The organism is Colwellia sp. NW0002-52-1, assembly GCF_057550865.1.
The window spans coordinates 74,505-99,018 of sequence record NZ_BAAJLU010000010.1 but is presented as its reverse complement, the minus strand read 5'-3'; the positions used below and the strand labels follow the sequence as shown (position 1 = coordinate 99,018).

Below are 24,514 nucleotides of genomic sequence, written 5' to 3'. Positions count from 1 at the left end.
TAGAAGCTTAACAAGTTAATTGCTAGCGCTATAAAAACTTTTTATTAAATAATATATTTTACCAAATAATAATAAAAACATTGGATAAATTTATGAAACTAACTCGACAGTTATTCATTCCGTTAGGCCCAATTTTAGCAATATGCTTTTACTTTTTATTGCAATCTTTGGGCATGGAAAGCAAAGCATCTATTGCCGCAGCTATCACGCTGCTAACAGTAATTTGGTGGGTAACTGAAGCACTGCCTATTCCTGCTACGTCATTAGTGCCTTTCGCCTTGTTACCACTCTTTGGTGTTGTTGATCATAAAACAGTCGCATCAGCCTTGGGGAGTCACGTAATACTGTTGCTAATGGGAGCATTTATGCTTTCCAAAGCTATAGAAAAAAGTGGTGCACACGAACGTTTAGCTGTTTATATGGTGAGAATGGTTGGTGTAGATAGTGGCAGGCGCATGGTACTTGGTTTTATGATCGCCAGCGCATTTTTGAGTATGTGGATATCTAACACAGCAACAACGTTAATTATGCTGCCTATAGCGTTGGCTATTCTTAAACATATTGATAACCAAAACCTTAAAGTCGCTTTAATACTTGGTATTGCTTATGCCGCAAACGTGGGCGGTGTGGGCACACCAATTGGTACGCCGCCTAATGTTATTTTTATGGGAATTTACGAAGAGCAAACTGGCATTGAATTTGGATTTCTAGAATGGATGAAAGTAGGCGTGCCGATAGTGGTTTTAGCTGTGCCGATTATGGCTTTTTGGCTAACTAGAAACGTAAAGCTTGAACAAGAAGTGCATTTACCTACATTAGGGGCATGGCGCGCCGAAGAAACTCGTACTTTATGGGTATTTGGCTTAACAGCATTAGCATGGATAACACGCTCTGAGCCTTTTGGTGGCTGGAGCGGAGTCTTTGGTGTTGAAATAGCTGGCGATAGTACCATTGCATTATTTGCTGTGGTATTAATGTTTATAGTGCCAAACGGTAAAGGTTCTAGATTATTAGACTGGGACAGTGCCAAAACTATTCCTTGGGGCATGTTATTACTTTTTGCCGGTGGCATAGCTTTAGCGAAAGGTTTTGTTGCTTCAGGTTTAAGTGATTTATTAGGACAATGGCTGGCAACATTCTCAAATTTACCTGCAATTATTATGATTTTAACCATTTGCTTAGTGGTTACTTATTTAACCGAAATAACCAGTAACACGGCAACGGCAACATTACTCATGCCTATTTTAGCGGCTGCGGCAATTGCCTCAGGTTATGATCCCAAAGTATTAATGGTACCAGCGGCGATATGTGCTAGTTGTGCTTTTATGCTTCCTGTAGCAACCGCGCCAAACGCAATAGCTTATGGTACCGGTGAAATAGAGATTCAAAACATGGTTAAAGAAGGGGCGGTACTTAGCTTTATTATTGCCTGCTTAGTGGGAATTACTTGTTATTTGTTGTTACTTTAAAAACAATGTATCGCTCATGTGACAAGCATTGTTTAAGTGGGAATACTTATATTTAAATCAAGAGCTACATTTGACGTATGAATAGAAAAGGTTAGGTTGGGATTATTTAAAGAATACATCAGCGTTTTTCCTCATGTTATAGTGACCAATACGTTTAAGTATTGGTCATTTTTTTCACATACCAAGTTAAATAATCAAATTGGTATAACTTAAAGCATTTTCTCTTTCAATAAACGAGCAAGCAAAACGATAGCGAACACCGCACTGTATACACCAAATATAGCCAGCATAACTTGTGGCATAGTAAAGCCTAAAAACTGCCACTTAATATCACCACAATCGCCACTCGCCTCAAATAAGGCCGGTAGCCATTCGTGTAAAGGTGCCCAAGTAGGAAAGTTTGGCACAAACTCACAGCTAAATAGAAATGACATAGTTGATGACTGCATATCAACATGTTCTAAAGCAATAATAAAGCCCCAAATTGCGCCTGTAGCCCACAATCCATAAGCGATGAACCGCATGATAAGGTTTTGACAACCTAAGGCACCAATAACGCCGGCTAAAAATATTCCCCATACGGCTGTGCGCTGATAAATACACATAATACAAGGTTCAAGCCCCATGAAATATTGAAAATATAATGCGATTAATTCGAAGCATAAAGCGCTAGCTGCGAGTAATTGCCATGCTCTTTGATTTAAAGGTAATTGGCTTAAAAAATTCACGAAATGATTCCTACTGCTGGGTTGTTGTTAATCCCAATTGGATTAAGGTTTAAGAAATGCTACGGCATGCTAGCAATAAACAAAAAGCGCCACAAGGGCGCTTTATTAGATAGATATTTCTTTATTATGATTTACAAATATTAGTGTCCACCGGGTGCTTTAGTCGCTGGCCCCGCAGTGTGATGCTGAATAATATTATTTTCATAAAATATTTCAGTATATTTTGACAGTTGGCCGGTAGAAATTGCAAGTAAACCAACAATGGTTAATACAATAGTATAAGGCAATGCCATAATAACCATACGTCCATAAGACAAGCGAATTAATGGTGCTAAAGCCGAGGTTAGTAAGAATAAGAAAGCAGCTTGGCCGTTTGGTGTAGCAACACTTGGTAAGTTAGTACCTGTGTTAATTGCAACAGCTAATAGATCAAATTGGTCACGAGTAATCTGTCCAGCAGCTAATGCTTTTGTGATCTCTGTTATGTATACCGTACCAACGAAAACGTTATCACTGACCATTGATAAGAAGCCATTTGCTAGATAGAACATAACAAGCTGCATGTTGCCTTCGTAGGTTAATACCCAAGTAATAACAGGCGTAAATAAGTTTTGATCAACAATTACCGCAACGACAGCAAAAAAAACTGCGAGTAAGGCAGTAAAAGGCAGCGCTTCTTCAAAAGCATGACCAATTTGATGTTCTTCTGTTACGCCAGTAAACGCGGTTGCTAAAATAATTACTGATAAACCTATGATACCAACAGGTGCTAAATGTAATGCTAAGCCAACAATTAACCAAATAGCGATAACGCCTTGAATAACTAGTTTTGCATTATCAAGGGTATTACGTTTTTCACTTTCAGCAATATCAAACTCATTTAAGATATTGTAAACATTTTCGGGTAAAGCAACACCGTAACCGAACCATTTGAATTTTTCTAAAAGCACACATGTCAACATACCAGCAAAAAATACAGGAATTGTTACAGGTGACATACGAATGGCAAATTCAACAAATTCCCAACCTGCTTGTTGGCCAATAACTAAATTTTGTGGCTCACCAACAATAGTACAAACACCACCTAAAGCAGTACCAACACCAGCATGCATCATTAGATTACGTAAATAACCACGAAATTGCTCTAAATCGTTACGAGAGTATTCAGCTAATTCGTTGTCACTGGTGTGGTCATGTTCAATTAACACATCTTTGCCTGAAGCAACTTTGTGGTAAACAGAATAAAAGCCAATAGCAACACTGATGATAACCGCGATTACCGTTAAGGCATCTAAAAAGGCTGATAAGAACGCACCAGAAAAACAGAAGAGTAATGAAACCATTACTTTGGAGCGTACTTTAGTGACTATTTTTGTAAATAAAAACAGCAACAAGCTCTTCATAAAGTAAATGCCGGCAACCATGAAGATTAATAATAATATTACTTCAAAGTTTAAAATCATCTCGTGCATTACTTGCCCAGGGGTTGTCATACCCATCGCAACAGCCTCAATAGCTAATAAGCCACCGGGTTGGAGTGGGTAACATTTTAGTGCCATGGCTAAAGTGAAAATAAACTCAATAACCAACGCCCAGCCGGCAATATAAGGGTCGACGACGAAAAATAAAACGGGGTTAATGACTAGAAATGAAATTATTGCGAGTTTGTACCATTCTGGCGAATTGCCGAGAAAGTTTTTGTAAAACGCATTCATGAATGATTGCTGCATATTGAACCTTTTGAAAAAGTAAGAGCCTGGGTTAGTGTAACTGTGCTTTTTTAATTATTTTATATAAATTTAATGCGTTTATGAGTTTAAGCGTAAAATTACCGCTTGTAAATATATGTGATTCACCAGTTTTAATGTGTAATGCATGAGAGAGCTTAGATTTAACTGAAAATATAGGCTTATAGTAAGTAAAGGTGTCAAATAAGGGTAGGTAATAGTAGGTATGAAAATAACTGGAGCTTGTATCAAACTTATTTATGGTGCTCAAAAATGTATTAGTCAACTTTAAGCTTTTAGAATTAACTAACGTTGAGATTAGAAAAATATTAATGAGCATCATCTTAAATAGCCTTTAACTGCAAGTTATTGATATTTAAATATACTATGGCTGTTGTGGCGATTAAGAGTTAGGTTCTACAGTACTGCTCTAGCGTTTAGTGTGAGTATTCTCTCAGCTATTATTTCAACACTTATTTTAAATTATTTTTACAACGCGCTTCATTTAACTTTACTTTTTTTAACTGAACTCCTTTATATATTAAGATATGTATATATAATATTTTGCATATATTGTTTTTCGTATGTAAAGTTTGGTTATCTAATGACTCATCTAAAAAAACAGAAAGTTCTTTTTCTTTGTACTGGCAACTCAGCAAGATCACAACTGGCTGAAGCACTATTAAGGCATAAAGCTGCTGACAAATTTGACGTGTTCAGTGCTGGTACTTCACCAGAAGGTATAGATTCACGAACGATTGAAGCTTTAAAAAGGTTTGGTTTACAGACTGAAAATTTAACGTCTAAAAATATAACGCTATTTGAAGGGCAAGTATTTGATTATGTGATTACCCTTTGTGATAAAGCCAATAGCGAATGCAGAAATTATCCTCATGCAGGTAAACAATTTGCGTGGGATTTCCCCGATCCCAAAACACGTACTGATAGCAACCCATTTTCAGCAACATTAAACGAATTAAACACTCGTTTAGCCATGTTTCTTTTAGTAGAAGCAAAATCTAATAGTGTAGATAATACTTCGCCAAAAAGCCTAGGTAATGATACAGCAGAATCACCATCCGATTTTTCTCCTATTACCTTCTATAAAAGTTTGACTGACGATATTCGATTAAAGTCATTGATGCTAACCCATTATCACGGCGAACTTTGTGTTTGCGAGTTAATGGCTGCGCTTGATGAAGACAGCCAACCTAAGGTATCACGCAACCTTGCCGTATTAAAAAAATCTAAAGTGATTACTGACCGAAAACATGGCCAATGGGTGTTCTATCGCATAAACCCTGAGCTACCGTTATGGGCAAAGACCGTAATTGCGCAAACAACTGAAAATAATGTTTTGTTGATTAATCAAGAACTTCAACGTTTAAGTAGTATGCAAAACAGACCAGATAAATCGAGTTTTTGTAAGTAGAGAAGTAAAGGACTGAATGATGGGAATTTTTGAGCGTTATTTATCGGTTTGGGTAGCTTTAAGTATTACCCTTGGGGTGATTTTAGGCTTATGGCAACCGGATGTTTTTCAGGTTATTGCTAACTTTGAAATAGCCCATGTTAACATTATTGTTGCAATGTTCATTTGGGTGATGATTTACCCTATGATGGTTCAAATTGATTTTTCAGCAATAAAAAATGTTGGCAAAAACCCTAAGGGGTTAGTGTTAACTATCATCATTAATTGGCTAGTTAAACCTTTTACTATGGCAGCGTTAGGTTGGCTGTTCTTCAACTATCTTTTTGTTGATTGGGTTGATCCCGCTTCTGCTCAAGAATATATTGCCGGCATGATTTTATTGGGTGTAGCACCTTGTACAGCCATGGTTTTTGTTTGGTCGCAGTTAACAAAAGGTGATGCTAATTATACCTTAGTGCAAGTTTCTGTTAATAACGTCATTATGATATTCGCCTTTGCCCCCATTTCAGCTCTATTGCTTGGGGTGAGTGATATTGAAGTCCCTTGGGAAACCTTAATTATTTCGGTGCTACTATATGTGTTACTGCCTTTAATGGCAGGTGTGATTACGCGTAAATTTTTAAATAATGGTAACAATACGCAATCATTGAATCATCTATTAGCACGATTAAAGCCTTGGTCGGTTGTTGGTTTGCTAGCAACCGTTGTTCTATTGTTTGGCTTTCAAGCTGAAACTATTATCGATGATCCCAAAACTATTGGCTTAATTGCCATCCCTTTGATGATACAAACTTACGGCATTTTCCTTATTGCTTATTTGGCCGCAAAGTGGATGAAATTGTCACATAATATTGCTGCACCTGCTTGTTTAATTGGCACCTCAAACTTCTTTGAATTAGCTGTTGCTGTCGCTATTTCACTATTTGGCCTACATTCAGGTGCCGCTTTAGCAACCGTTGTTGGTGTGCTGGTTGAAGTGCCGGTTATGTTGTCTTTAGTCTATTTTATTAACCGAACAAAAAACTGGTTTTGAGACCGTAATATTAAATTTTTAATGATAAAACCACATAGATAGTTATTGAGTAATTTAGCTTTTAAGATAGCGACGCTAATTTATAAGCCATATTTTTAAATTATTTTGAAAAAAATTAAGGATAAGTACATGACGATTAAAATTGGTATTAACGGCTTTGGCCGTATGGGACGTTTATCAATGCGAGCAGCATTTGATTGGGACGATATTGAAATTGTTCACATTAACGATCCCGCAGGTAATGCAGAAACTCTCGCCCACTTAATGACTTTTGATTCGGTACATGGCCGTTGGCATCACAACGCCTCGCATGACGGTGAGTCGATGGTTATTAATGGCAAAGCTATTCCTTGCACGCAAAATAAAGCGACTCAAGATACTGATTGGTCTCAGTGTGACGTGGTAATAGAAGCTTCCGGTAAAATTAAAACCAAAGCTTTATTACAAGCCTATTTAGAGCAAGGGGTAAAGCGTGTTGTTGTTACCGCGCCAGTTAAAGAAGCAGGCGTTTTAAATATCGTTATGGGGGTAAATGATGGGTTATACGATAAAGCCTTACATCGTATTGTCACTGCAGCGTCATGTACTACTAACTGCCTAGCGCCAGTTGTGAAAGTTATGCACGAAAAAATAGGTATTAAGCATGGATCTATGACCACGATTCATAACATTACTAATACGCAAACAATATTAGATGCTCCACATAAAGATTTACGCCGAGCACGTGCTTGTGGTGTGAGTTTAATTCCAACCACAACGGGTTCTGCAACCGCGATTACGCATATTTTTCCTGAGCTACAAGGTAAATTAAATGGTCATGCCATACGAGTTCCTCTAGCTAACGCATCAATTACAGACTGTGTATTTGAAGTGGAACGTGGAACATCAGTTGAGGAAGTTAATCAATTACTTAAAGCCGCGGCCGACAATGAACTCAAGGGGATTATGGGGTTTGAAGAGCGGCCATTAGTTTCTATTGATTACAAAACTGATCCGCGCTCAAGTATTATTGATGCTCTATCAACCATGGTAGTCAACGATACCCAAGTTAAGCTTTATGTTTGGTACGACAATGAATGGGGCTATGCAAACCGAACCGCCGAGTTAGCTCGCATGGTAGGTTTAGCCGATAAGGGTTAATGCTTCATTCAACAAAAGATCAATTATTCAATATCGTCCACTAAGGTTTAAATAATGATTAAGCAAGTAGAGTCTAAACAGGCTGGATCTAAACAAGTAATGTCTAAACAGGTAAAACAATACTTGGTGATCACAGGCAACTATTGGGCGTTTACCTTAACTGATGGCGCTCTGCGTATGTTGGTTGTGCTGTACTTTCACCAGTTAGGTTACAGTCCGTTAAACATAGCCATGCTGTTTTTGTTTTATGAAATTTTCGGTGTCATTACAAATCTTGTTGGTGGTTGGTTAGGTGCACGACTTGGCCTAAATAAAACCATGAATATTGGGTTAGGGTTGCAAATAATTGCCCTGAGCATGTTAGCAGTACCAGCTGAGATGCTAACTATTATCTATGTGATGGCAGCACAAGCTTTATCAGGCATTGCTAAAGATCTTAATAAAATGAGTGCGAAAAGCTCTATTAAGCTTCTGGTACCTGCAGGCGCTGAAAGTAAGTTATATCAATGGGTTGCTATTCTTACCGGCTCTAAAAATGCCTTGAAAGGTGTTGGCTTCTTTCTAGGCGGTTTGCTACTGACCTTATTAGGTTTTAAAGGGGCGATCATCTTAATGGCAAGCCTATTAGCTTTAGTGTGGTTATTTAGTTTATTCGCGCTAAAAGAAGATTTAGGTAAAGCTAAAAGCAAACCGAAACTCAAGGAAATATTCTCTAAAAGTCAGCCAATAAATATTCTTTCTGCTGCGAGGATGTTCTTGTTTGGTGCTCGTGATGTATGGTTTGTAGTAGCATTGCCGGTATTCTTAGCGGTAACTTTTAACTGGGATCATTGGTGGGTTGGTGGCTTTATGGCAAGCTGGGTTATTGGTTATGGCCTTGTACAATCACTTGCTCCTGTTATTACGGGCAATAAAACGAGTAGTGGAAAAACTACTGACAGTAGCCAAAATATTGCTCCGTCAGGTAGAGCGGCATTTTTATGGGCAAGTTACTTAACCTTAATACCGCTCGCTATTGCTTTAGCTCTGCATTTCGACTTTTATATTAAAGCTTCAATCATTATAGGCTTGCTGATATTTGGTGCTGTTTTCGCGATAAACTCATCCTTACATAGCTACTTAATTATCAGTTATGCTGGCAAAGACGGGGTTTCACTTGATGTGGGTTTTTACTACATGGCTAATGCCATGGGCAGATTAATAGGTACGGTACTCTCTGGCCTGGTTTATCAAGTATATGGTTTAAAAGCTTGTTTATGGATATCGAGTGCATTTATTGCTATTGCAGCGCTATTATCATTAAAACTTCCAAGGTAAAAAGGCAGTAGATAAATTTAGTGCCACAAAGAGTAAAAATCATCAAAAAACAGACCTAGCGAAGAAGCAGAATACGGCTTTTATAAAGCCCATAGTCAGTTAATTTAGTTAGGCTGTACTGTTTTAAAAGGGCGAGAGGTATTCCCAAAAAAAACGCTAACCTGCAGATTGGTTAGCGTTTAATCTTATATAAAGTGTTTATAGAACTTGAATTATTTGCTCTTTCGCTAAGCGAGACTTAGGTAACTTAGCATTATAGTCTTCAGAGTCGTCGTGGTAGCCAAGCACTAATGCTACGTCGCATATGTAACCATCTAATTCTTTTTCAAAAATTTCACCAATAAGTTCGGCATCTACACCTTCCATTGGGGTTGAATCAATTCCTAAACGCGCTGCAGCATGCATGGTATTACCTAAAGCAATGTAAGTTTGTGCTTTTGTCCATGTAGCATTATTGCCTTGCTCATCTGTGTTCATGTCAACAAAGGCATAAGCGCCAAATGCCTGCTCACGATTCTCTGCTTGTGTACGACCATTTTTAATATCGGCATCAATCACTTTGGCGTAATCATCACGAGTATATTTAGGGTTGTAAGCAAATAAAATAACGTGCGACGCTGTTTTAATGTGTGGTTGATTAAACTGAAATTTATTAGCAAAAGTATTATGCATGCGTTCTTTCGCTTCGTCGGATTCAATAACAATAAATTTCCAAGGTTGCGAGTTAATTGATGAAGGAGAAAGGCGCATTGCTTCAAAAACCACGTCTAGGTTCTCTTGAGAAATACGCTTGGTGGTATAGCGCTTAGAAGTATAACGTTTTTCTAGATCATTAATAATTGGATGAGTTGTGTTCTGTTGAGCCATGATGTTCTCCGTTAGGTGGCTTGTTTAGCCGATGTTTACTATGTTGAGCCGTTTTATTAAAAACAAAGCCTGAGTAACAATTAATTACTTTTTTGATCCGCCACGGGCGAGTTACTTCATATAAAACCAGAAGACTTTTACTCACTTAATAATAAGTGCAGCAATTATCATGTCTGAAAGTATAGCTTATCGACAACTCATTTAGGCATGCCTAAATGCGTTTAGCGTAAACAGGGTTAAATTAAAAAATTCAATAGAGCATTATGTGTAAAGCTGTAATGTTTTTATGCCTATTTTGGGTTGGTAATGAATAATCTTGTAAAGCTTTTTTAAGTTTAAACAAACCAACAAACCAACAAACCAAATTAATGTAAATGTAGGTTAAATAATCTACTTTAGGCACGCTACTTGTCATGTAAAGGTTTATTATAAATATTAAAATAACCACAACCTGCCACACATTCTCAACATAAGTGATGTTAGCGAAAAAGCTAGTTGACTTTATTGCGCTTGTGTCAATGATTTGTTCTGGTACAATCAGTTCTAATTTAAATCACCTATTATGCAATGTGGAGCCACATGGTTATAAAAGCGCACAGTCCTGCAGGATTTGCTGAACAATATATTGTTGAATCTATTTGGAATGGTGGTTTTCCACCGGGTACTATTTTACCCGCTGAACGTGAATTATCAGAACTGATTGGTGTAACTAGAACGACTTTACGTGAAGTATTACAGCGCTTAGCTCGTGATGGTTGGTTAACGATTAAACACGGTAAGCCAACAAAAGTGAATAACTTTTGGGAAACCTCTAGTCTAAATATTCTTGAAACTCTTGCACAGCTCGATCAAGAAGGTATTCCTGATTTAGTCGAAAATTTATTATCTGCAAGAACCAATATCAGTGCCATTTATGTTCGTGGTGCGATTAAAAATAATCCCGAAAAAACGATTGAGTTACTATCAGCTATTGAAGATGTGGAAGATACCGGTGAAGCTTTCGCCGAGTTTGATTATCAGCTCAATAAAGAGCTAGTGGTTGCATCAGGTAACTCTATTTACTTACTTATTTTAAATGGTTTTAGAGGCTTGTATTCTCGATTAGGTAGTTTATATTTTGCTCATCCTCGAGGTCGAGAAATCACTAGAACTTACTACAAAAAATTAATTGAATTAGCTCAAGCAAATCAATTTGATGAGTCAGTTTTTGCAGTGAGAAAATACGGTGTTGAATCCGGTAAACTTTGGTACGAGTTAAAAGACGAAGTATTAAAAGAACTCGCTGAGTAGTATAACTATTCTAAACAATTAATGTTTAAGATCAAATAAGGCAACTGTGCTTAATAAGCTAAGCAGTTGTCTTTTTTTATCTATGAAATTATTTTTAATTATCAATAATACTTATTAACCTGAACTCTGGATAATGAGTGCTTGATACTCAAGTGAATCAAAAGCTTAGGTGGTAAAGTAAATGCTATAGTAAGGTGAACATCACGAATTTACACCATCAATGCTTCATTTTATGCCATTTCCAAGGCAAAACGTTAATGAATAGTGGGCTATTTATTGACGTTTTAACGCAGGTAATGGCTTAAAAGGGAGGATTGAGCAAGTACTGCTTATCCAGAATTCAGGTTTATTACATAACTAAATTAGTGAGCCTTATTGAAGGGCTTTTAGGGAGAGGGCACAGTTAATAATCATTAATGCATATACGAACTTTTCAAAGGTCTGAAACAAAAAAACACCAATCATAATAATTGATGTTTTTCAGTGTTATAGAAACTTAAATTAAGATGTTGTCTTGAACCGACGGGAAACTAATCCTATTACTGCTAATGCAAAAATAGCAAGTGTAGATGGTTCCGTTACGGAAGTAGACTCTCTAACGGATTCAAATGCTACCACAGTGCCTGAATCTGAATTGTAAACTGCAGTGCCACCACTTAACGTGTTGTATGCATTAACGGAGAACGGGTTAAGCGAGCCCAGAGAGGTTGTCTCTGCATTGATGTTGCTTTGTTGAGCGCTGACACGAGCACCTGTGTATCTAATCGAGCTGCCAATTCCAGAGAGAAAAGTGTTAAAACTTGTAATGTTAGATGCCTCACTGATCATTAGAACAGATCCGCCACCGGTAACGAAGCCGGCAATTGAAGACATTTCACTAACAGAATAATTAAAGGGGTTATTGAAATTACTTGTTACAACAAGCAAATCAATCGTATTTAATATTGCAGAAGACAGCGTTGATGAGTTTTGCGTAGCTGTTACCCCTGATATACTATTGTAATGACTAAAAATTGAACTTTGTTGTGAAATATCTCTGGAAAATACTACATCTTGACTTGACCCCAGAATAGCATCATAGAAACTAAAATTGTTAGAGTTACTAGCATTAACATCGGCTACAACTGAAATTAAGCCTGCAGATGCTTGTTGCGATATTGAAAATGCAAATGCCACTATAACAAGCACATAACGAAAACCTCTTTTCTTGTTAATATCCATTATATTTACCTTGAGTTTTATGTTGAAAATCCCTTTTAAAATGCAAGAAATTTACCAAAAATTTAACTGTATGTATTTAAAGAGGTTATAAAACAGACAAGTTGTATTTGTAATTAAAGTGTAAATAATCCTGACATTATTAAGAAAAATATGCACAACTTGATAGAAAGCTAAAACTTTACTTGATTAGAGTTTTCTAGTGCCATTTGATGACATTATTTGAGTTAAAAAAAAGCCAGCAATTATGCTGGCTTTAGATACTAAAAATAAAAATTCTTTAGCGATTATGCGTAGTTTGCTGAGGCAAAATCCCAGTTCGCTAATGCCCAGAAACCTTCCATGTAGCTAGGGCGAAGGTTACGGTAATCAATGTAGTAAGCATGTTCCCATAAATCTACAGTAATAAGCGGTGTTACACCTTCATCAGTAAGTGGTGTTGCAGCGTTAGAAGTGTTAACGATTGCAAGGCTACCGTCAGCATTTTTAACTAACCAAGTCCAGCTTGAACCAAAGTTGTTAATTGCGCTGTCAGTGAATTTTGCTTTAAATTCAGCAAATGAACCAAAGCTAGCGTTAATAGCTGTTGCTAATTCGCCTGTTGGTTCACCGCCGCCGTTAGGGCTTAAGCTGTTCCAGTAGAACGTATGGTTCCAAATTTGTGCGGCATTATTGAAAACACCAGCAGAAGATGTTTTAACAATATCTTCTAAAGACTTACCTTCAAAATCAGTACCTTCAATAAGACCGTTTAACTTAACAACATAAGTGTTGTGGTGCTTACCATAATGAAACTCTAAAGTTTCTTGTGAAATATGTGGTGCAAGTGCATCCATTGCATATGGTAGTGCTGGTAATTCGATAGCCATTATATACTCTCCAGTATGTGATTATAAAAAATTATTCTAATGCTAATATAAAGAAGTAGTTTGTTTTTTTCTAAAACCTAGTAAACTACTCAGGTATTAAAGCTTCATATAGTCTACCCAATATATAGGTATTACCATAGGTTTTATCAAGGCTATTACGTTTTAATATATAAGTTTTTTGCTTTAGTATTTATTGTTCTGTTTATATTGGTCAGTTTTACTTTAAATATTGGGCACAATAATACCTAACTGAATAAATAACACTAACAAAGTGACGTGTTATTATTGGGTTAAATAGGTATAAGTATTAATTTTTGAGGATATTATGGAAACAATCGACCGCATTAAAGAACAGATCAGTGAAAACACAATTCTCCTTTACATGAAGGGGTCACCAAAATTACCGAGTTGTGGCTTTTCTTCACAGGCTTCTCAAGCGTTGATGGCGTGTGGTGAAAAATTCGCCTATGTTGATATCTTACAAAATCCTGATATCCGTGCAGAGTTACCTAAATATGCTGATTGGCCAACATTTCCGCAGCTTTGGGTTGATGGTGAACTTGTTGGTGGTTGTGACATTATTATGGAAATGTACCAACAAGGTGAATTACAAACCTTGATCACTGAATCAGCAGCGAAAAATAGTTCTGCAGAAAGTTCAGAATAACTATTGAATTATCACTTAACGCCACCATACTAGGTGGAGTTAACATTAAATAACTTAAATTTATTTTTAAAAATTGGAGAATATAATGAGTGTATTAGTCGGTCGCCCAGCACCAGATTTTACAGCCGCAGCAGTTTTAGGTTCAGGTGAAATCGTTGATAGCTTTAATCTTGCAGAAGCAATTAAAGGTAAAAAAGCCGTAGTATTTTTCTACCCACTTGATTTTACTTTTGTATGTCCTTCAGAATTATTAGCTTTTGATCACCGTATGGAAGAATTCAAAAGCCGTGGTGTTGAAGTTATTGGTGTTTCTATCGATTCTCAATTTTCTCATAACGCATGGCGTAACACAGCAGTAAACGATGGTGGTATTGGTCAAGTTCAATACACTTTAGTTGCTGATGTTAAACATGAGATTTGTCAAGCATACGACGTTGAGCATCCAGAAGCTGGCGTAGCATTTCGTGCTTCATTCTTAATTGATGAAGAAGGCAGCGTACGTCATCAAGTAGTTAACGATTTACCACTTGGTCGTAACGTTGACGAAATGATCCGTATGATCGACGCGTTACAATTTCACCAAGAGCACGGTGAAGTATGTCCAGCTGGCTGGAACAAAGGCGACAAAGGCATGACAGCTACAACAGAAGGCGTTGCAGCTTACCTTACAGATAACGCTGATAAACTTTAATTTAAAAGTTTATATTAGTAATAAAAAAAACCGCTTTAAGCGGTTTTTTTGTGCCTAAAAATTACTAAATTATGCAAAATTGTTGTTAATACCAATTGATTTAATGAATCGATCAATTTTAAACGAGGATAAATTTTCAGTAGCAAGGCGCTTGATTGATTAGGGCATGGATGCCCGTAAGTAGAACAATGCAGGAGCAATTATCGAGCAATAGCAGGCTATTGGGATTGAAAGCAACGTAGATACTGGATATTTAAACCGCTTTAGCATGATCGATTGTTTATATCAATTGGTATAACTAGCATATTACAGCTAAAGTAATATATAGAGCTCGAAGGAACGAAGCTTGCTTAGCTAGGATGTTTGGTTAGTCCATAAGGTAAGCTAATATCAAAAAAAGGATGCTTGATGTATTACCCTAAAATTATTTATGAAAACGTACCCTACGTATATTTTTTAACCTGCGGATATTTATTCGCTTTTTATGAGACTTGGCCAACAATTACCTCTGCAGCTTTACTTTATTGTGCAGGCAGTATTACTTTGGTTACTCGGTCTGAGTATCGTCGACTAGATCGACGAAAACCTGAGGTGAAAAACATCTCCACAAAATATAAGCTTCCTGAATGGCTATACGAGTATTTGCCTTACGGTTATTTTGCTTTTGCTATGATAATCATATTAAAAACAAGCTTACCTGGTTTACAGCTTTTTGCATTTTTTTTGATGATTTTAGCGTTAAAAAATTTGCTTTTCAGAGTAAACAATCGTCGAAAAGCAAAGTCTTTATTTTAATAACTAAACTGCCAGGTTGAATGATTTTTCTTAGCTTTCTTGGGCTGTAATGCTTTCTTCTGTTTGATCTGCGTCAATTAATGGCCAACCACCAAGTTGCTGCCATTTATTAACAATATAACAAAAGAGCTCTGCAGTTTTTTCGGTATCATATAATGCCGAATGTGCTTCATTATTATTGAAATCAATATTTGCTGCAATGCAGGCTTTTGCTAAAACTGTTTGCCCTAAAGCTAAGCCCGATAACGTAGTGGTATCAAAGCTGACGAAAGGGTGAAACGGTGAACGTTTAATTAAACAACGTTCGGTAGCTGCATTAAGAAAGCCTAAATCAAATGCCGCGTTATGCGCTACAATAACCGCTCGCTGGCAACCAACGGCTTTCATTTTTTTACGTACAAGTTTAAATATGTCCGTTATTGCCTTTTTTTCATCTACCGCACCGCGAAGTGGGTTCGTTGGGTCGATACCGGTAAATTCTAATGCAGATTGTTCAAGATTTGCACCTTCAAATGGGTCAACATTAAAATGTATTGTTTCATCTAAATTGAATTGGCCGCTGACTTCGTCTAACGTTAATGTTGTTGCAGCAATTTCCAATAAAGCATCAGTTTGTGCGTTAAAACCTCCGGTTTCTACATCAATAACTACCGGAAAGTAGCCTCGAAAGCGTTGAGCAAAGAGTGTTTTTTCAGCATTTTTATTTATTGCTGTAGAATTATCAGACATAAAATCATTGGTAATAGTTATTATAAATATTGCTAGGGATTATCGCAGAAATAATCACTTAAGGCATCACCGAAGATGAGAACAGTGATATTTAATTTTGGGTATTTATGAATAAACTGTTAAAGTTATTCTTGATTTTGTCGATAGTAAAGATGTCGCTATTAAATCCACATTAATTGACATGAAAATTAATTTTATGAAAAAAATTATAACGCTAATTACATTATCATTACTTATTTCCCAGACTAATGCCGGTATTAGGCAGTATAGTGCAGATATCGAAAATTCTTCATGGCAGCTAACTGATGATTCTCGGCTGCAATGCACGCTGTCACATCAAATTCCTCGTTATGGTGAAGCCAAGTTCTATAGCTCAGCAAGCCGTAAAATGAATATGGAATTTGAATTGGAAATGATGCGCTTACCAGACAGCTATTCATTAGCTGAAGTTCGTTCAGAAGCCCCTAACTGGCGGCCCGGTGTTGCTGGTAGAATGCTTGCAGACATGAAACTACATAAACAGTTTTCTCCTGGGTTACCGAAAAAAATTGCTTGGAATATGCTTAATGAGCTTGACCAAGGCATGAGCCCAACATTTTATTATAATGACTGGTATAGCGATAACGAAAAAATCACCGTGGGTTTATCAACGGCCCGCTTTCAAAAAGCGTATCAAGCGTTCGTCAGTTGTGTAAGTAACTTATTAGACTTTAGCTTTGATGATATCTCTTATACCGTGCTCAATTATCAATTTGGATCAGACAAGTTAACTAAAGCATCTCAAAAACGCATGAATATGATTGTTGAATATTTAACGTTAGATTCACAGCTAGAATTGGTATTAATTGATGGTTACTCTGATAGTTACGGTGGTCGAAATACCAACCTTAAAATGTCGGAACGTCGCGCAAATAAAGTACGTGATCTTATTGTCAGTAGTGGTATTGATGCCAGCAGAATTGAAGCCAATGGTTATGGTGAAAAACGTCATGTAGCTTCTAACGAAACCGTTATTGGTCGCAGTAAAAACCGACGAGTTGTTATTCGTATGGAACAACCATAAACAATTAGCTTAACATGCTAAATTGCTGTAATACCAATTGATTTAATGAATCGATCAATTTTAAACGAGGATAAATTTTCAGTAGCAAGGCGCTTGATTGATTCTTACATGGATGTAAGTCATTAGAGCAATGCAGGAGCATATTGTCGAGCAATAGCAGGCTATTGGGATTGAAAGCAACGTAGATACTGGATATTTAAACCGCTTTAGAATGATCGATTGTTTATATCAATTGGTATAATTAGCACTTGAAGAGGTCTGTAGATTCACTGTAATCTACAGGCCTCTTTTGTTTTGGATACATTTTATGAAATTCTCTACTCGTCTTATAGCCATTTTAAGTTGTGTTGTACAGCTCTCATGGCTTCAATCAGCTAACGCAGAAGTTAGCGACGCATTAACTTATGCTAACTATGATCAAGTTAAAATCAGCCATCTTTATTTGGATCTTGATGTTGATTTTGATAAAAAATCTTTAAAAGGTTTTGCTGAATTAAGCCTGAATTGGCTTAATGATGATGCTGTTGATGTAATTCTAGATACGCGCGATCTTGAGATCCATCGTGTAATGGCTAAAAATTCGAATGACCAGTGGGTAAAGTTAACTTACAAACTGGCTAAGCGTGACGATGTAATGGGCTCTAAACTGACCATCGCAACTACATTTAAAACACCAACAATTAGAGTGTATTATAACTCTCTACCACAAGCCTCTGGCTTACAGTGGTTGTCGCCTGAGCAAACGGCCGGTAAAGATAAGCCATTTATGTTTAGTCAAAGCCAAGCTATTCATGCCCGCTCTTGGATACCAGTGCAAGATACACCAAGTGTGCGTATGACCTACAACGCTCGCATAACTACCAGTGATGATTTACTTGCGGTAATGAGTGCTGATAACACACCCGATACAGCGCGAGATGGCGATTATTCGTTTGCTATGCCACAAGCTATTCCTGCTTACTTAATTGCTATCGCCGTGGGCGATCTAGAATTTAAAGCCATGAGTAAACAAACAGGTATTTATGCTGAGCACTATATTTTAGATAGAGCCGTGGCTGAATTTGACGATACGCAAGTGATGATTGATGAAACTGAAAAGCTTTTTGGTGCTTATCGTTGGGGCCGTTATGATCTTTTAATACTACCGCCTAGTTTTCCTTTTGGTGGTATGGAAAATCCTCGCTTATCATTCATTACCCCAACCGTTGTTGCTGGTGATAAAAGCTTAGTTAACTTGATTGCCCATGAATTAGCTCACTCTTGGTCAGGTAACCTAGTAACGAACGAAAGCTGGCGTGATCTTTGGTTAAACGAAGGTTTTACCAGCTATGTTGAAAACCGTATTATGGAAGCAGTATTTGGCGCTGACAGAGCACTAATGGAACGCGCTTTAGATGCACAAAACTTAAGTTATGAAATTGCAGAGTTAGCGCCAGGTGATACTCAACTGTATATTGATCTAGAAGGACGTGATCCTGATGATGCTTTCTCTGGTGTACCTTACACAAAAGGGCAGTTATTTTTAGTGTATTTAGAGGAAAAATTTGGCCGCGATAAATTTGATACTTTTATCATGCAATATTTTGATGATCATGCATTTCAAAGTTTAGGTACAAAGAATTTTGTTATTTATTTAAAAGAGAATTTAACCCATAAATTCCCTAACATTGTTAGCGATACCGAGCTTAATGAGTGGATTTACGAGCAAGGTTTACCTGCTTACACGCCTAAGCCACGCTCAAATGCTTTTGTAAAAATTGATAATATTATTTCAAAATGGACTAACGACCAACTTGAGTTAGCGCAAATTCCAACCAAAAAATGGACCTTGCATGAATGGCTGCATTTTGTAAATAACTTACCGTTAAACATTTCAAATGAACGTATGAAGAGTTTAGATGCAGCATTTAATTTAACTAACAGTACAAACGCAGAAGTTGCTCATGCATGGTATTTACTGGCATTACGTTCTGGTTATGACGCTGTTTACCCGGCTATGGGCAAATATTTAGAGTCGATAGGGCGTCGTAAGTTAATTGTTCCTTTGTATAAAGAACTTGCTACATCTGCGAAAGGCAAAGCCTGGGCTCAAGCCGTTTATGAAAAAGCGCGACCTGGTTACCATCCACTAGCCCAAGGCACAGTAGATGCTATTTTATTAAAGTAAATTAGTTTGAACCGCTTATTCGACCTAAGGTATTTAGCTTGGCTTATATTGTATTAGGTAAGGTTAAGTTGGTTCAGTTTCTGTTTTATCGGTTAGTTTTAGTTATAACCGCTAAAACATTTAGCTCAAAAAAAAACATCGCAAATAGCGATGTTTTTTTATATCGGTAAAACACTAAGAAATTTAAGTGAAGAACTTAAGGTTGCTTATCAACAATAACATCAACTTGTCGCATTTTATTTTGCGGTGAAATAACAACACGTATTTGCTGCTTCCCTTGTCGATAATTCAACGTTAAACGTCCGCGCTTTCGTTCGCGATCTTCAGGTTCGCCGTAACTTTTATTGTAAAAATCTATCACGCTATCTTTTGAATTAGCGGTAAAGTAATTAATCACCGCAGGCGTTTTGTCGTCAAACTTAGCAAATACACGTGCACCCTCGATAACAGGAATATTAACTTTATCCATCATTTGATCAACTGTACTCGTGGTCTGAGCGCTACTGCTAAAACTCATCATAAGCAGAAGTAAAGCAGGAGATAAAATTAAACTTTTTGGCATAAAACGCAATGCTGGCATCACCAGTTCCTTTTAAGTTTTCGGTGTTATTTAAATTTTAAGCACAGTTTTTAAGCGTGCTATGTAAAGTACTAATAGTATCTTGAGTGTGCACTTTGCTGAATTTACTGTCAAATTTTACTAAAAATAGCGAGTTTATATGGTGGTTTAATTTTAACCGCACGATCAAACAAACAACAAAATTCGTATGGTACGTAAACTTATTGTTCAAAAGTTACTAAGGTACTGATTGTTATTTGATTTACTATGCACGGTCAACAAATTCATCGCGGTAATGATCGACCCACAGCGCGGTAGCGCCACAAATTGCGACAGGCATAACCACTAAGTTGACTATTGGGATCATTGAGAAAACGGCAGTGGTTATGCCAAAGCTGTAACTTAACCCTTGGCGTTTTTTCAATGCTTGGCGCATTCGAGTAAAGCTAATTTTGTGATTATCAAAGGGATAATCTTTATATTGTACGGCCATCATCCAAGCAAGAAATAGAAACCAAAGTATTTGGCCCACAACCGGTAAAATCCAATAAAGTAAAAAGAAACCAACAGCTCGGGGTAAGTAATAGCCTAGTTTACTGACTTCACGGCTTAGTGTTCTTGGAATATCTTTTACCACATCAAAGGCGCTACCATCGTGTAATGGTTTGTCGGTTAATAAAGCTTCAACTTTCTCCGAGAGCAAACCGTTAAAAGGGGCTGCTAACCAATTCGCTACAGAGCTGAAAATAAATGAAAACACCACTAAAATAAACAGTATTGCTAATGGCCAAATAAAGTTGCTGAGCCAAGCAAGCGACTCACCAAGCCAATCTTCTAGGGTCAACATGTAACCTTCTAGCTGTAAAAACATATAGTAAAATGCATAGCTAAACAGCACTAAATTTACCGATAAAGGGATAAATACAAAGCGACGAATCCCCGGCGTACGGATCAATTCAAAGCCTTTGATAAAGTATCCGGCTCCACCGTTTGCTAAATGAGGTTTGCTATTATTGTTCATTGTTGTTTTATTAACCTAACTAGTTGATATTCATAGCACGATTATAGGATCCTTATCATGATATGAACAGTATTGTGATGTTACAAAATACATCAAACTCTGTTACAGTGGCGGCAGTTACTGATGTTTAATATTAATTCTATTGGTTTATAAATGCTTTTTGAATGTTTTTTAAGTAATTTATAAAGCTTTAACCTTTAGATACTTTGATTAGGTTTTTCGATTTAATGCGACTCAAGCATATAAAGTTGGCAGGTTTTAAATCCTTTGTCGATCCCACCAAAGTCCCCTTTGAACAACAAATGACAGCCATTGTTGGGCCAAATGGTTGCGGAAAATCAAATATTATTGACGCCGTGCGTTGGGTTTTGGGCGAAAGCTCAGCAAAAAATTTGCGTGGCGAAGCCATGACCGATGTTATTTTTAATGGTGCCGCTAGCAGAAAACCCATTGGCCAAGCCAGTGTTGAACTTGTGTTTGATAACACACAAGGTCGCATACAAGGTAATATGGCTGATCGTACAGAAGTCTCAGTGCGTCGAGTGGTTAACCGTGAAAGTGTCAATACTTACTTTTTAAATGGTACTAAGTGTCGACGTCGTGATATTACCGATATATTTTTAGGCACGGGTTTAGGGCCTCGCAGTTATGCTATTATTGAGCAGGGTACTATTTCACGCTTAATAGAGTCTAAACCTCAAGAGTTACGTATATTTATTGAAGAAGCGGCTGGCATTTCTAAATATAAAGAACGTCGTAAAGAAACAGAAACTCGAATTCGTCATACTCGCGAGAACTTAGCACGACTTAATGACATTCGACTTGAGCTTGATGTGCAAATTGATAAATTGCATCAACAAGCACAAGCGGCCAAACGCTTTCGTACGCTAAAACAACAAGAACGTAAATATAAAGCTGAGCTAGCAGTTTTACGCTGGCAAAAGTTTGATCAACAACGCGAACAGCATCAAACACGCATAGTTTCACTCGAAAACTCAGTGGCTAGCCAAAATGCTGAGCAAAGTCAGAATGATGTTTTGATCATCGAACTAAAAACGACAATAAATTCATCAAATGACAACAATCAAACATTACATCAACAAAAGCTAAATCTAACCCAAGATATAGCTCGTGCAGAGCAGCAAGTTAAATACTTAAAAGAGCAATCAGAAAAAACTCAAACTGATAACGAGTTAACTCAACAACAATTGGTCAATGCACAGCAATTAATTTTGGCCGAACAAACGCAGCTGCAATTATGCAATACGCTATTGAATGAACAACAGCCGGAGTTACAAAAAATAGAAACGGCTTTAACTGCTTGCCAAAAAGAATTAGCACAGCAACAAGTACAGCAAAAAGATTTACAAAGCTTGTGGCAACAACAACAGAAAAAGCATAATGAAAGCCAAGAGCAAAAAATAACACTGCACGCGAATATTACCCAACAAGAAACGATTATTGAGCATGTAGAACAACAAATAATTCAATTACGTGAGCAAATAGACTTACAGCCTGAAGTTGATAACAACGAAGTACAGCCGTTACAAAAACAAAAGAAAAACGTTTTCACTGTTTTAACAGCGCTTAGAAATAAGCAAAGTGAGTTAACCGAGAAAGAAGCTAAGTTGCAAACAACCGCTAGTCAGCTTAATCAACAATTTGCTGTCGCTTCAGCTCAATATACCGTTAACCATGAAAAAATTGCCGACTTACAGCTTAAACTATCTGACAAGTCACCTTGGAGTGAAAAACAGGCTTTATGGCTCACTAAGCAAAATATGGCCGATGTTGTCTCATTGCAGAATCAGTTAACTGTTGAGAATGGCTGGGAAAAAGCCACTGAAGTTGTTTTGTCTCATTGGTTAGCCGGGCACGTAATAAATACCTTACCTGACGCTGATGGCGAAGGTAATTTAAGTGCAAATAATTTATCTTTTGTTTATCAAAATATTGAGCAAAGCGCTGGGCATAAAGAAGTAGCGATAAAAGCAAATACTTTAGCCAGTAAAGTTAATGGTGTTAAGGTATTAACGGATTACTTCAATGGTATTTTTCTTGCTGATAATTACCTTGAAGCCAAACAACGATTATCAACTTTGGCGAGCCATGAGAGTATCATTTGTCCAGACGGTACCTGGTTACACCATTATAGGTTAACTAAAGGAAAGCTTGAACAAGGTTATGATTTTATTAGTTTGCAACGTCAACTGGCAACTGAGCAAAAGGCACTAGAAAAACTGCTTCAAAGCCAAGCAGATATTGAGCAACAACAAAATATAACGGCAGAGCAATTAGCTTCACTAATCAATGAAAAAAGCGTTAATGTTGAAAGTGTTGAAGAACATCAGGTGAAGTTAAATGAAATTGAAAATACAATTTCACTTAACGCTCAAGCACAACAGCAACAACAGCAGCAGCAACATAAATTAACAGAAGAATTAGCCGCGCTTTGTAAAAGAGAAGTAGCCGCGAAACAGAAACGACTTGAATTTCAAGCACAGTTAACGCAAAGGTTTGATGAAACAGAACATAATGTTGACGGCTTTTCAGAGCAACAAGCACTGTTGCAACAAAGCATAGAGGCTATACAAGAGCGAAGCCAAACGTTACACCAAAGTAGGCATCAGCTGAGCTTAGTGGTTGAGCAGCTGAAAAGTCAGCGCTTACAGCGTGAACAAAGTATTCGTTCAAATCAAGAAAACGTTAATTTACTCACTCAAAGATTAACCAGCAATAGCAAAGTTTTTACTGATAATAGCCAACCCATTCAACAATTTGAGCAGCAATTACCACAATGGTTAGATAACTTAACTGCGATAAATGAAAAGCTGCAATTTAATCAAAAAACCTTGAATGATAGTCAAACACGCTTGGCTGAGCTAGAAATACAGCAAAAGACTAGCCAAAATAAAATTAGTAATCTCAATGAACAACTGGCGCGTATAAAACTCGATAGTGAGGGCTTTAAATTACGGGCAGAGAGCGCACTAGAAGTTCTAGCTGAATTAAAGCAAAATATTGAAAGTGTGATCCAAGCAATGCCAGAAAACGCGAAAGAATCTATTTGGCAAGCACACTTAATTAAGTTAGCTAAAGATATTCAACTGTTAGGAGCAATAAATTTAGCTGCTATTGAAGAGTATGAAACACAATTTGAGCGTAAAAGTTATCTTGACCAACAAGATCAAGACCTTAATAATGCCATTACGACATTAGAAGCGGCTATTGCTAAAATAGATAAAGAAAGTCGTCATAAATTTAAACTAACCTTTGATCAGGTTAATAAAGACCTGCAGGTGCTATTTCCTAAGGTCTTTGGTGGTGGTCAAGCATATTTAGCGCTAACAGGTGAAGACCTACTGGAAACAGGGGTTACCATCATGGCGAGACCACCGGGGAAAAAAAATAGCACAATTCATCTATTATCTGGTGGAGAAAAAGCGCTGACCGCATTATCATTAGTGTTCGCGATTTTTCGGTTGAATCCAGCACCATTTTGTTTACTTGATGAAGTGGATGCACCTTTAGATGATGCAAATGTCAGTCGTTTTTGTAATCTAGTGCGAGAAATGTCGCAAACAGTGCAATTTATATATATAAGCCATAATAAAATAGCTATGGAGATGGCGTCACATTTAACCGGAGTTACCATGTTTGAACCAGGTGTTTCACGTATGGTAGCGGTTGATATTGACGAAGCAATCGCCATGGCAGAAGTATAAGAATAGG

At 37.2% G+C, this 24,514-nt stretch carries 20 protein-coding genes; 12 read left to right on the top strand and 8 right to left on the bottom strand.

Annotated features, from left to right (window positions below; all coding sequences use genetic code 11):
* Positions 1 to 92: 92 nt before the first annotated feature.
* On the top strand, positions 93 to 1,469 hold the full coding sequence (locus AC27H3_RS11510) for an SLC13 family permease (RefSeq protein WP_487106346.1): 1,377 nt from the start codon (positions 93 to 95) through the stop codon (positions 1,467 to 1,469).
* 209 nt (positions 1,470 to 1,678) lie between these two features.
* Here the strand turns inward: AC27H3_RS11510 and dsbB are convergent, their stop codons facing one another.
* Positions 1,679 to 2,197: a disulfide bond formation protein DsbB gene (dsbB, locus tag AC27H3_RS11505; protein ID WP_085302841.1), complete on the bottom strand. Its 519-nt coding sequence runs from the start codon at positions 2,195 to 2,197 to the stop codon at positions 1,679 to 1,681.
* 140 nt (positions 2,198 to 2,337) lie between these two features.
* Complete coding sequence (nhaB, locus tag AC27H3_RS11500; protein WP_487106344.1) at positions 2,338 to 3,927, bottom strand: sodium/proton antiporter NhaB; 1,590 nt, start codon at positions 3,925 to 3,927, stop codon at positions 2,338 to 2,340.
* Between the two features lie 601 nt (positions 3,928 to 4,528).
* Here nhaB and AC27H3_RS11495 point away from each other — a divergent pair.
* The 4 genes from AC27H3_RS11495 to arsJ all read left to right on the top strand — a co-directional run bounded on the left by AC27H3_RS11495 (position 4,529) and on the right by arsJ (position 8,846).
* The gene (locus tag AC27H3_RS11495) at positions 4,529 to 5,356 is read left to right on the top strand and encodes a metalloregulator ArsR/SmtB family transcription factor (RefSeq protein ID WP_487106342.1); all 828 of its coding nucleotides are present in this window, start codon (positions 4,529 to 4,531) and stop codon (positions 5,354 to 5,356) included.
* A gap of 19 nt (positions 5,357 to 5,375) precedes the next feature.
* On the top strand, positions 5,376 to 6,389 hold the full coding sequence (arsB, locus tag AC27H3_RS11490) for an ACR3 family arsenite efflux transporter (protein ID WP_487106398.1): 1,014 nt from the start codon (positions 5,376 to 5,378) through the stop codon (positions 6,387 to 6,389).
* A gap of 129 nt (positions 6,390 to 6,518) precedes the next feature.
* Positions 6,519 to 7,529: an ArsJ-associated glyceraldehyde-3-phosphate dehydrogenase gene (locus tag AC27H3_RS11485; RefSeq protein ID WP_487106340.1), complete on the top strand. Its 1,011-nt coding sequence runs from the start codon at positions 6,519 to 6,521 to the stop codon at positions 7,527 to 7,529.
* A gap of 54 nt (positions 7,530 to 7,583) precedes the next feature.
* Positions 7,584 to 8,846, top strand: a complete 1,263-nt coding sequence (gene arsJ, locus AC27H3_RS11480; RefSeq protein WP_487106338.1) for an organoarsenical effux MFS transporter ArsJ — start codon at positions 7,584 to 7,586, stop codon at positions 8,844 to 8,846.
* Between the two features lie 198 nt (positions 8,847 to 9,044).
* On the opposite strand, the gene AC27H3_RS11475 is transcribed toward arsJ, so the two are convergent.
* Positions 9,045 to 9,713: a nitroreductase family protein gene (locus tag AC27H3_RS11475; RefSeq protein ID WP_487106336.1), complete on the bottom strand. Its 669-nt coding sequence runs from the start codon at positions 9,711 to 9,713 to the stop codon at positions 9,045 to 9,047.
* A 579-nt stretch (positions 9,714 to 10,292) separates the two neighbouring features.
* Here AC27H3_RS11475 and fadR point away from each other — a divergent pair.
* Positions 10,293 to 11,003, top strand: a complete 711-nt coding sequence (fadR, locus tag AC27H3_RS11470; protein ID WP_487106334.1) for a fatty acid metabolism transcriptional regulator FadR — start codon at positions 10,293 to 10,295, stop codon at positions 11,001 to 11,003.
* Between the two features lie 501 nt (positions 11,004 to 11,504).
* Here fadR and AC27H3_RS11465 read toward each other — a convergent pair.
* Positions 11,505 to 12,191, bottom strand: coding sequence for a PEP-CTERM sorting domain-containing protein (locus AC27H3_RS11465; protein WP_487106332.1), 687 nt, complete (start codon positions 12,189 to 12,191; stop codon positions 11,505 to 11,507).
* A 317-nt stretch (positions 12,192 to 12,508) separates the two neighbouring features.
* Positions 12,509 to 13,090 carry a superoxide dismutase [Fe] gene (sodB, locus tag AC27H3_RS11460; protein WP_085302831.1) on the bottom strand — a complete coding sequence of 194 codons (582 nt, stop codon included), beginning with the start codon at positions 13,088 to 13,090 and terminating at the stop codon, positions 12,509 to 12,511.
* Positions 13,091 to 13,415: 325 nt separating this feature from the next.
* On the opposite strand from sodB, the gene AC27H3_RS11455 reads away from it, so the two are divergent.
* From AC27H3_RS11455 to AC27H3_RS11445, 3 genes are all read left to right on the top strand, one after another.
* On the top strand, positions 13,416 to 13,757 hold the full coding sequence (locus AC27H3_RS11455) for a Grx4 family monothiol glutaredoxin (RefSeq protein ID WP_487106329.1): 342 nt from the start codon (positions 13,416 to 13,418) through the stop codon (positions 13,755 to 13,757).
* An 85-nt stretch (positions 13,758 to 13,842) separates the two neighbouring features.
* Complete coding sequence (locus tag AC27H3_RS11450; protein WP_487106327.1) at positions 13,843 to 14,448, top strand: peroxiredoxin; 606 nt, start codon at positions 13,843 to 13,845, stop codon at positions 14,446 to 14,448.
* 408 nt (positions 14,449 to 14,856) lie between these two features.
* On the top strand, positions 14,857 to 15,243 hold the full coding sequence (locus AC27H3_RS11445; protein WP_487106325.1) for a hypothetical protein: 387 nt from the start codon (positions 14,857 to 14,859) through the stop codon (positions 15,241 to 15,243).
* A 30-nt stretch (positions 15,244 to 15,273) separates the two neighbouring features.
* Here the strand turns inward: AC27H3_RS11445 and rnt are convergent, their stop codons facing one another.
* Positions 15,274 to 15,972 carry a ribonuclease T gene (rnt, locus tag AC27H3_RS11440; protein ID WP_487106323.1) on the bottom strand — a complete coding sequence of 233 codons (699 nt, stop codon included), beginning with the start codon at positions 15,970 to 15,972 and terminating at the stop codon, positions 15,274 to 15,276.
* A gap of 196 nt (positions 15,973 to 16,168) precedes the next feature.
* Here rnt and AC27H3_RS11435 point away from each other — a divergent pair, with 196 nt between their 5' ends.
* Both AC27H3_RS11435 and AC27H3_RS11430 read left to right on the top strand, forming a co-directional pair.
* The gene (locus AC27H3_RS11435) at positions 16,169 to 17,035 is read left to right on the top strand and encodes an OmpA family protein (protein ID WP_487106321.1); all 867 of its coding nucleotides are present in this window, start codon (positions 16,169 to 16,171) and stop codon (positions 17,033 to 17,035) included.
* Positions 17,036 to 17,342: 307 nt separating this feature from the next.
* Positions 17,343 to 19,202, top strand: coding sequence for a M1 family metallopeptidase (locus AC27H3_RS11430; protein ID WP_487106320.1), 1,860 nt, complete (start codon positions 17,343 to 17,345; stop codon positions 19,200 to 19,202).
* Positions 19,203 to 19,398: 196 nt separating this feature from the next.
* Here the strand turns inward: AC27H3_RS11430 and AC27H3_RS11425 are convergent, their stop codons facing one another.
* Entirely contained in the window at positions 19,399 to 19,782 is a 384-nt protein-coding gene (locus tag AC27H3_RS11425; RefSeq protein ID WP_487106318.1) for a hypothetical protein, read from the bottom strand.
* 244 nt (positions 19,783 to 20,026) lie between these two features.
* Positions 20,027 to 20,782, bottom strand: coding sequence for a sulfate transporter CysZ (gene cysZ, locus AC27H3_RS11420; protein WP_487106316.1), 756 nt, complete (start codon positions 20,780 to 20,782; stop codon positions 20,027 to 20,029).
* A gap of 227 nt (positions 20,783 to 21,009) precedes the next feature.
* Between cysZ and smc the strand changes: the two genes are divergently transcribed.
* Positions 21,010 to 24,507: a chromosome segregation protein SMC gene (smc, locus tag AC27H3_RS11415; protein ID WP_487106314.1), complete on the top strand. Its 3,498-nt coding sequence runs from the start codon at positions 21,010 to 21,012 to the stop codon at positions 24,505 to 24,507.
* Positions 24,508 to 24,514: the final 7 nt, after the last annotated feature.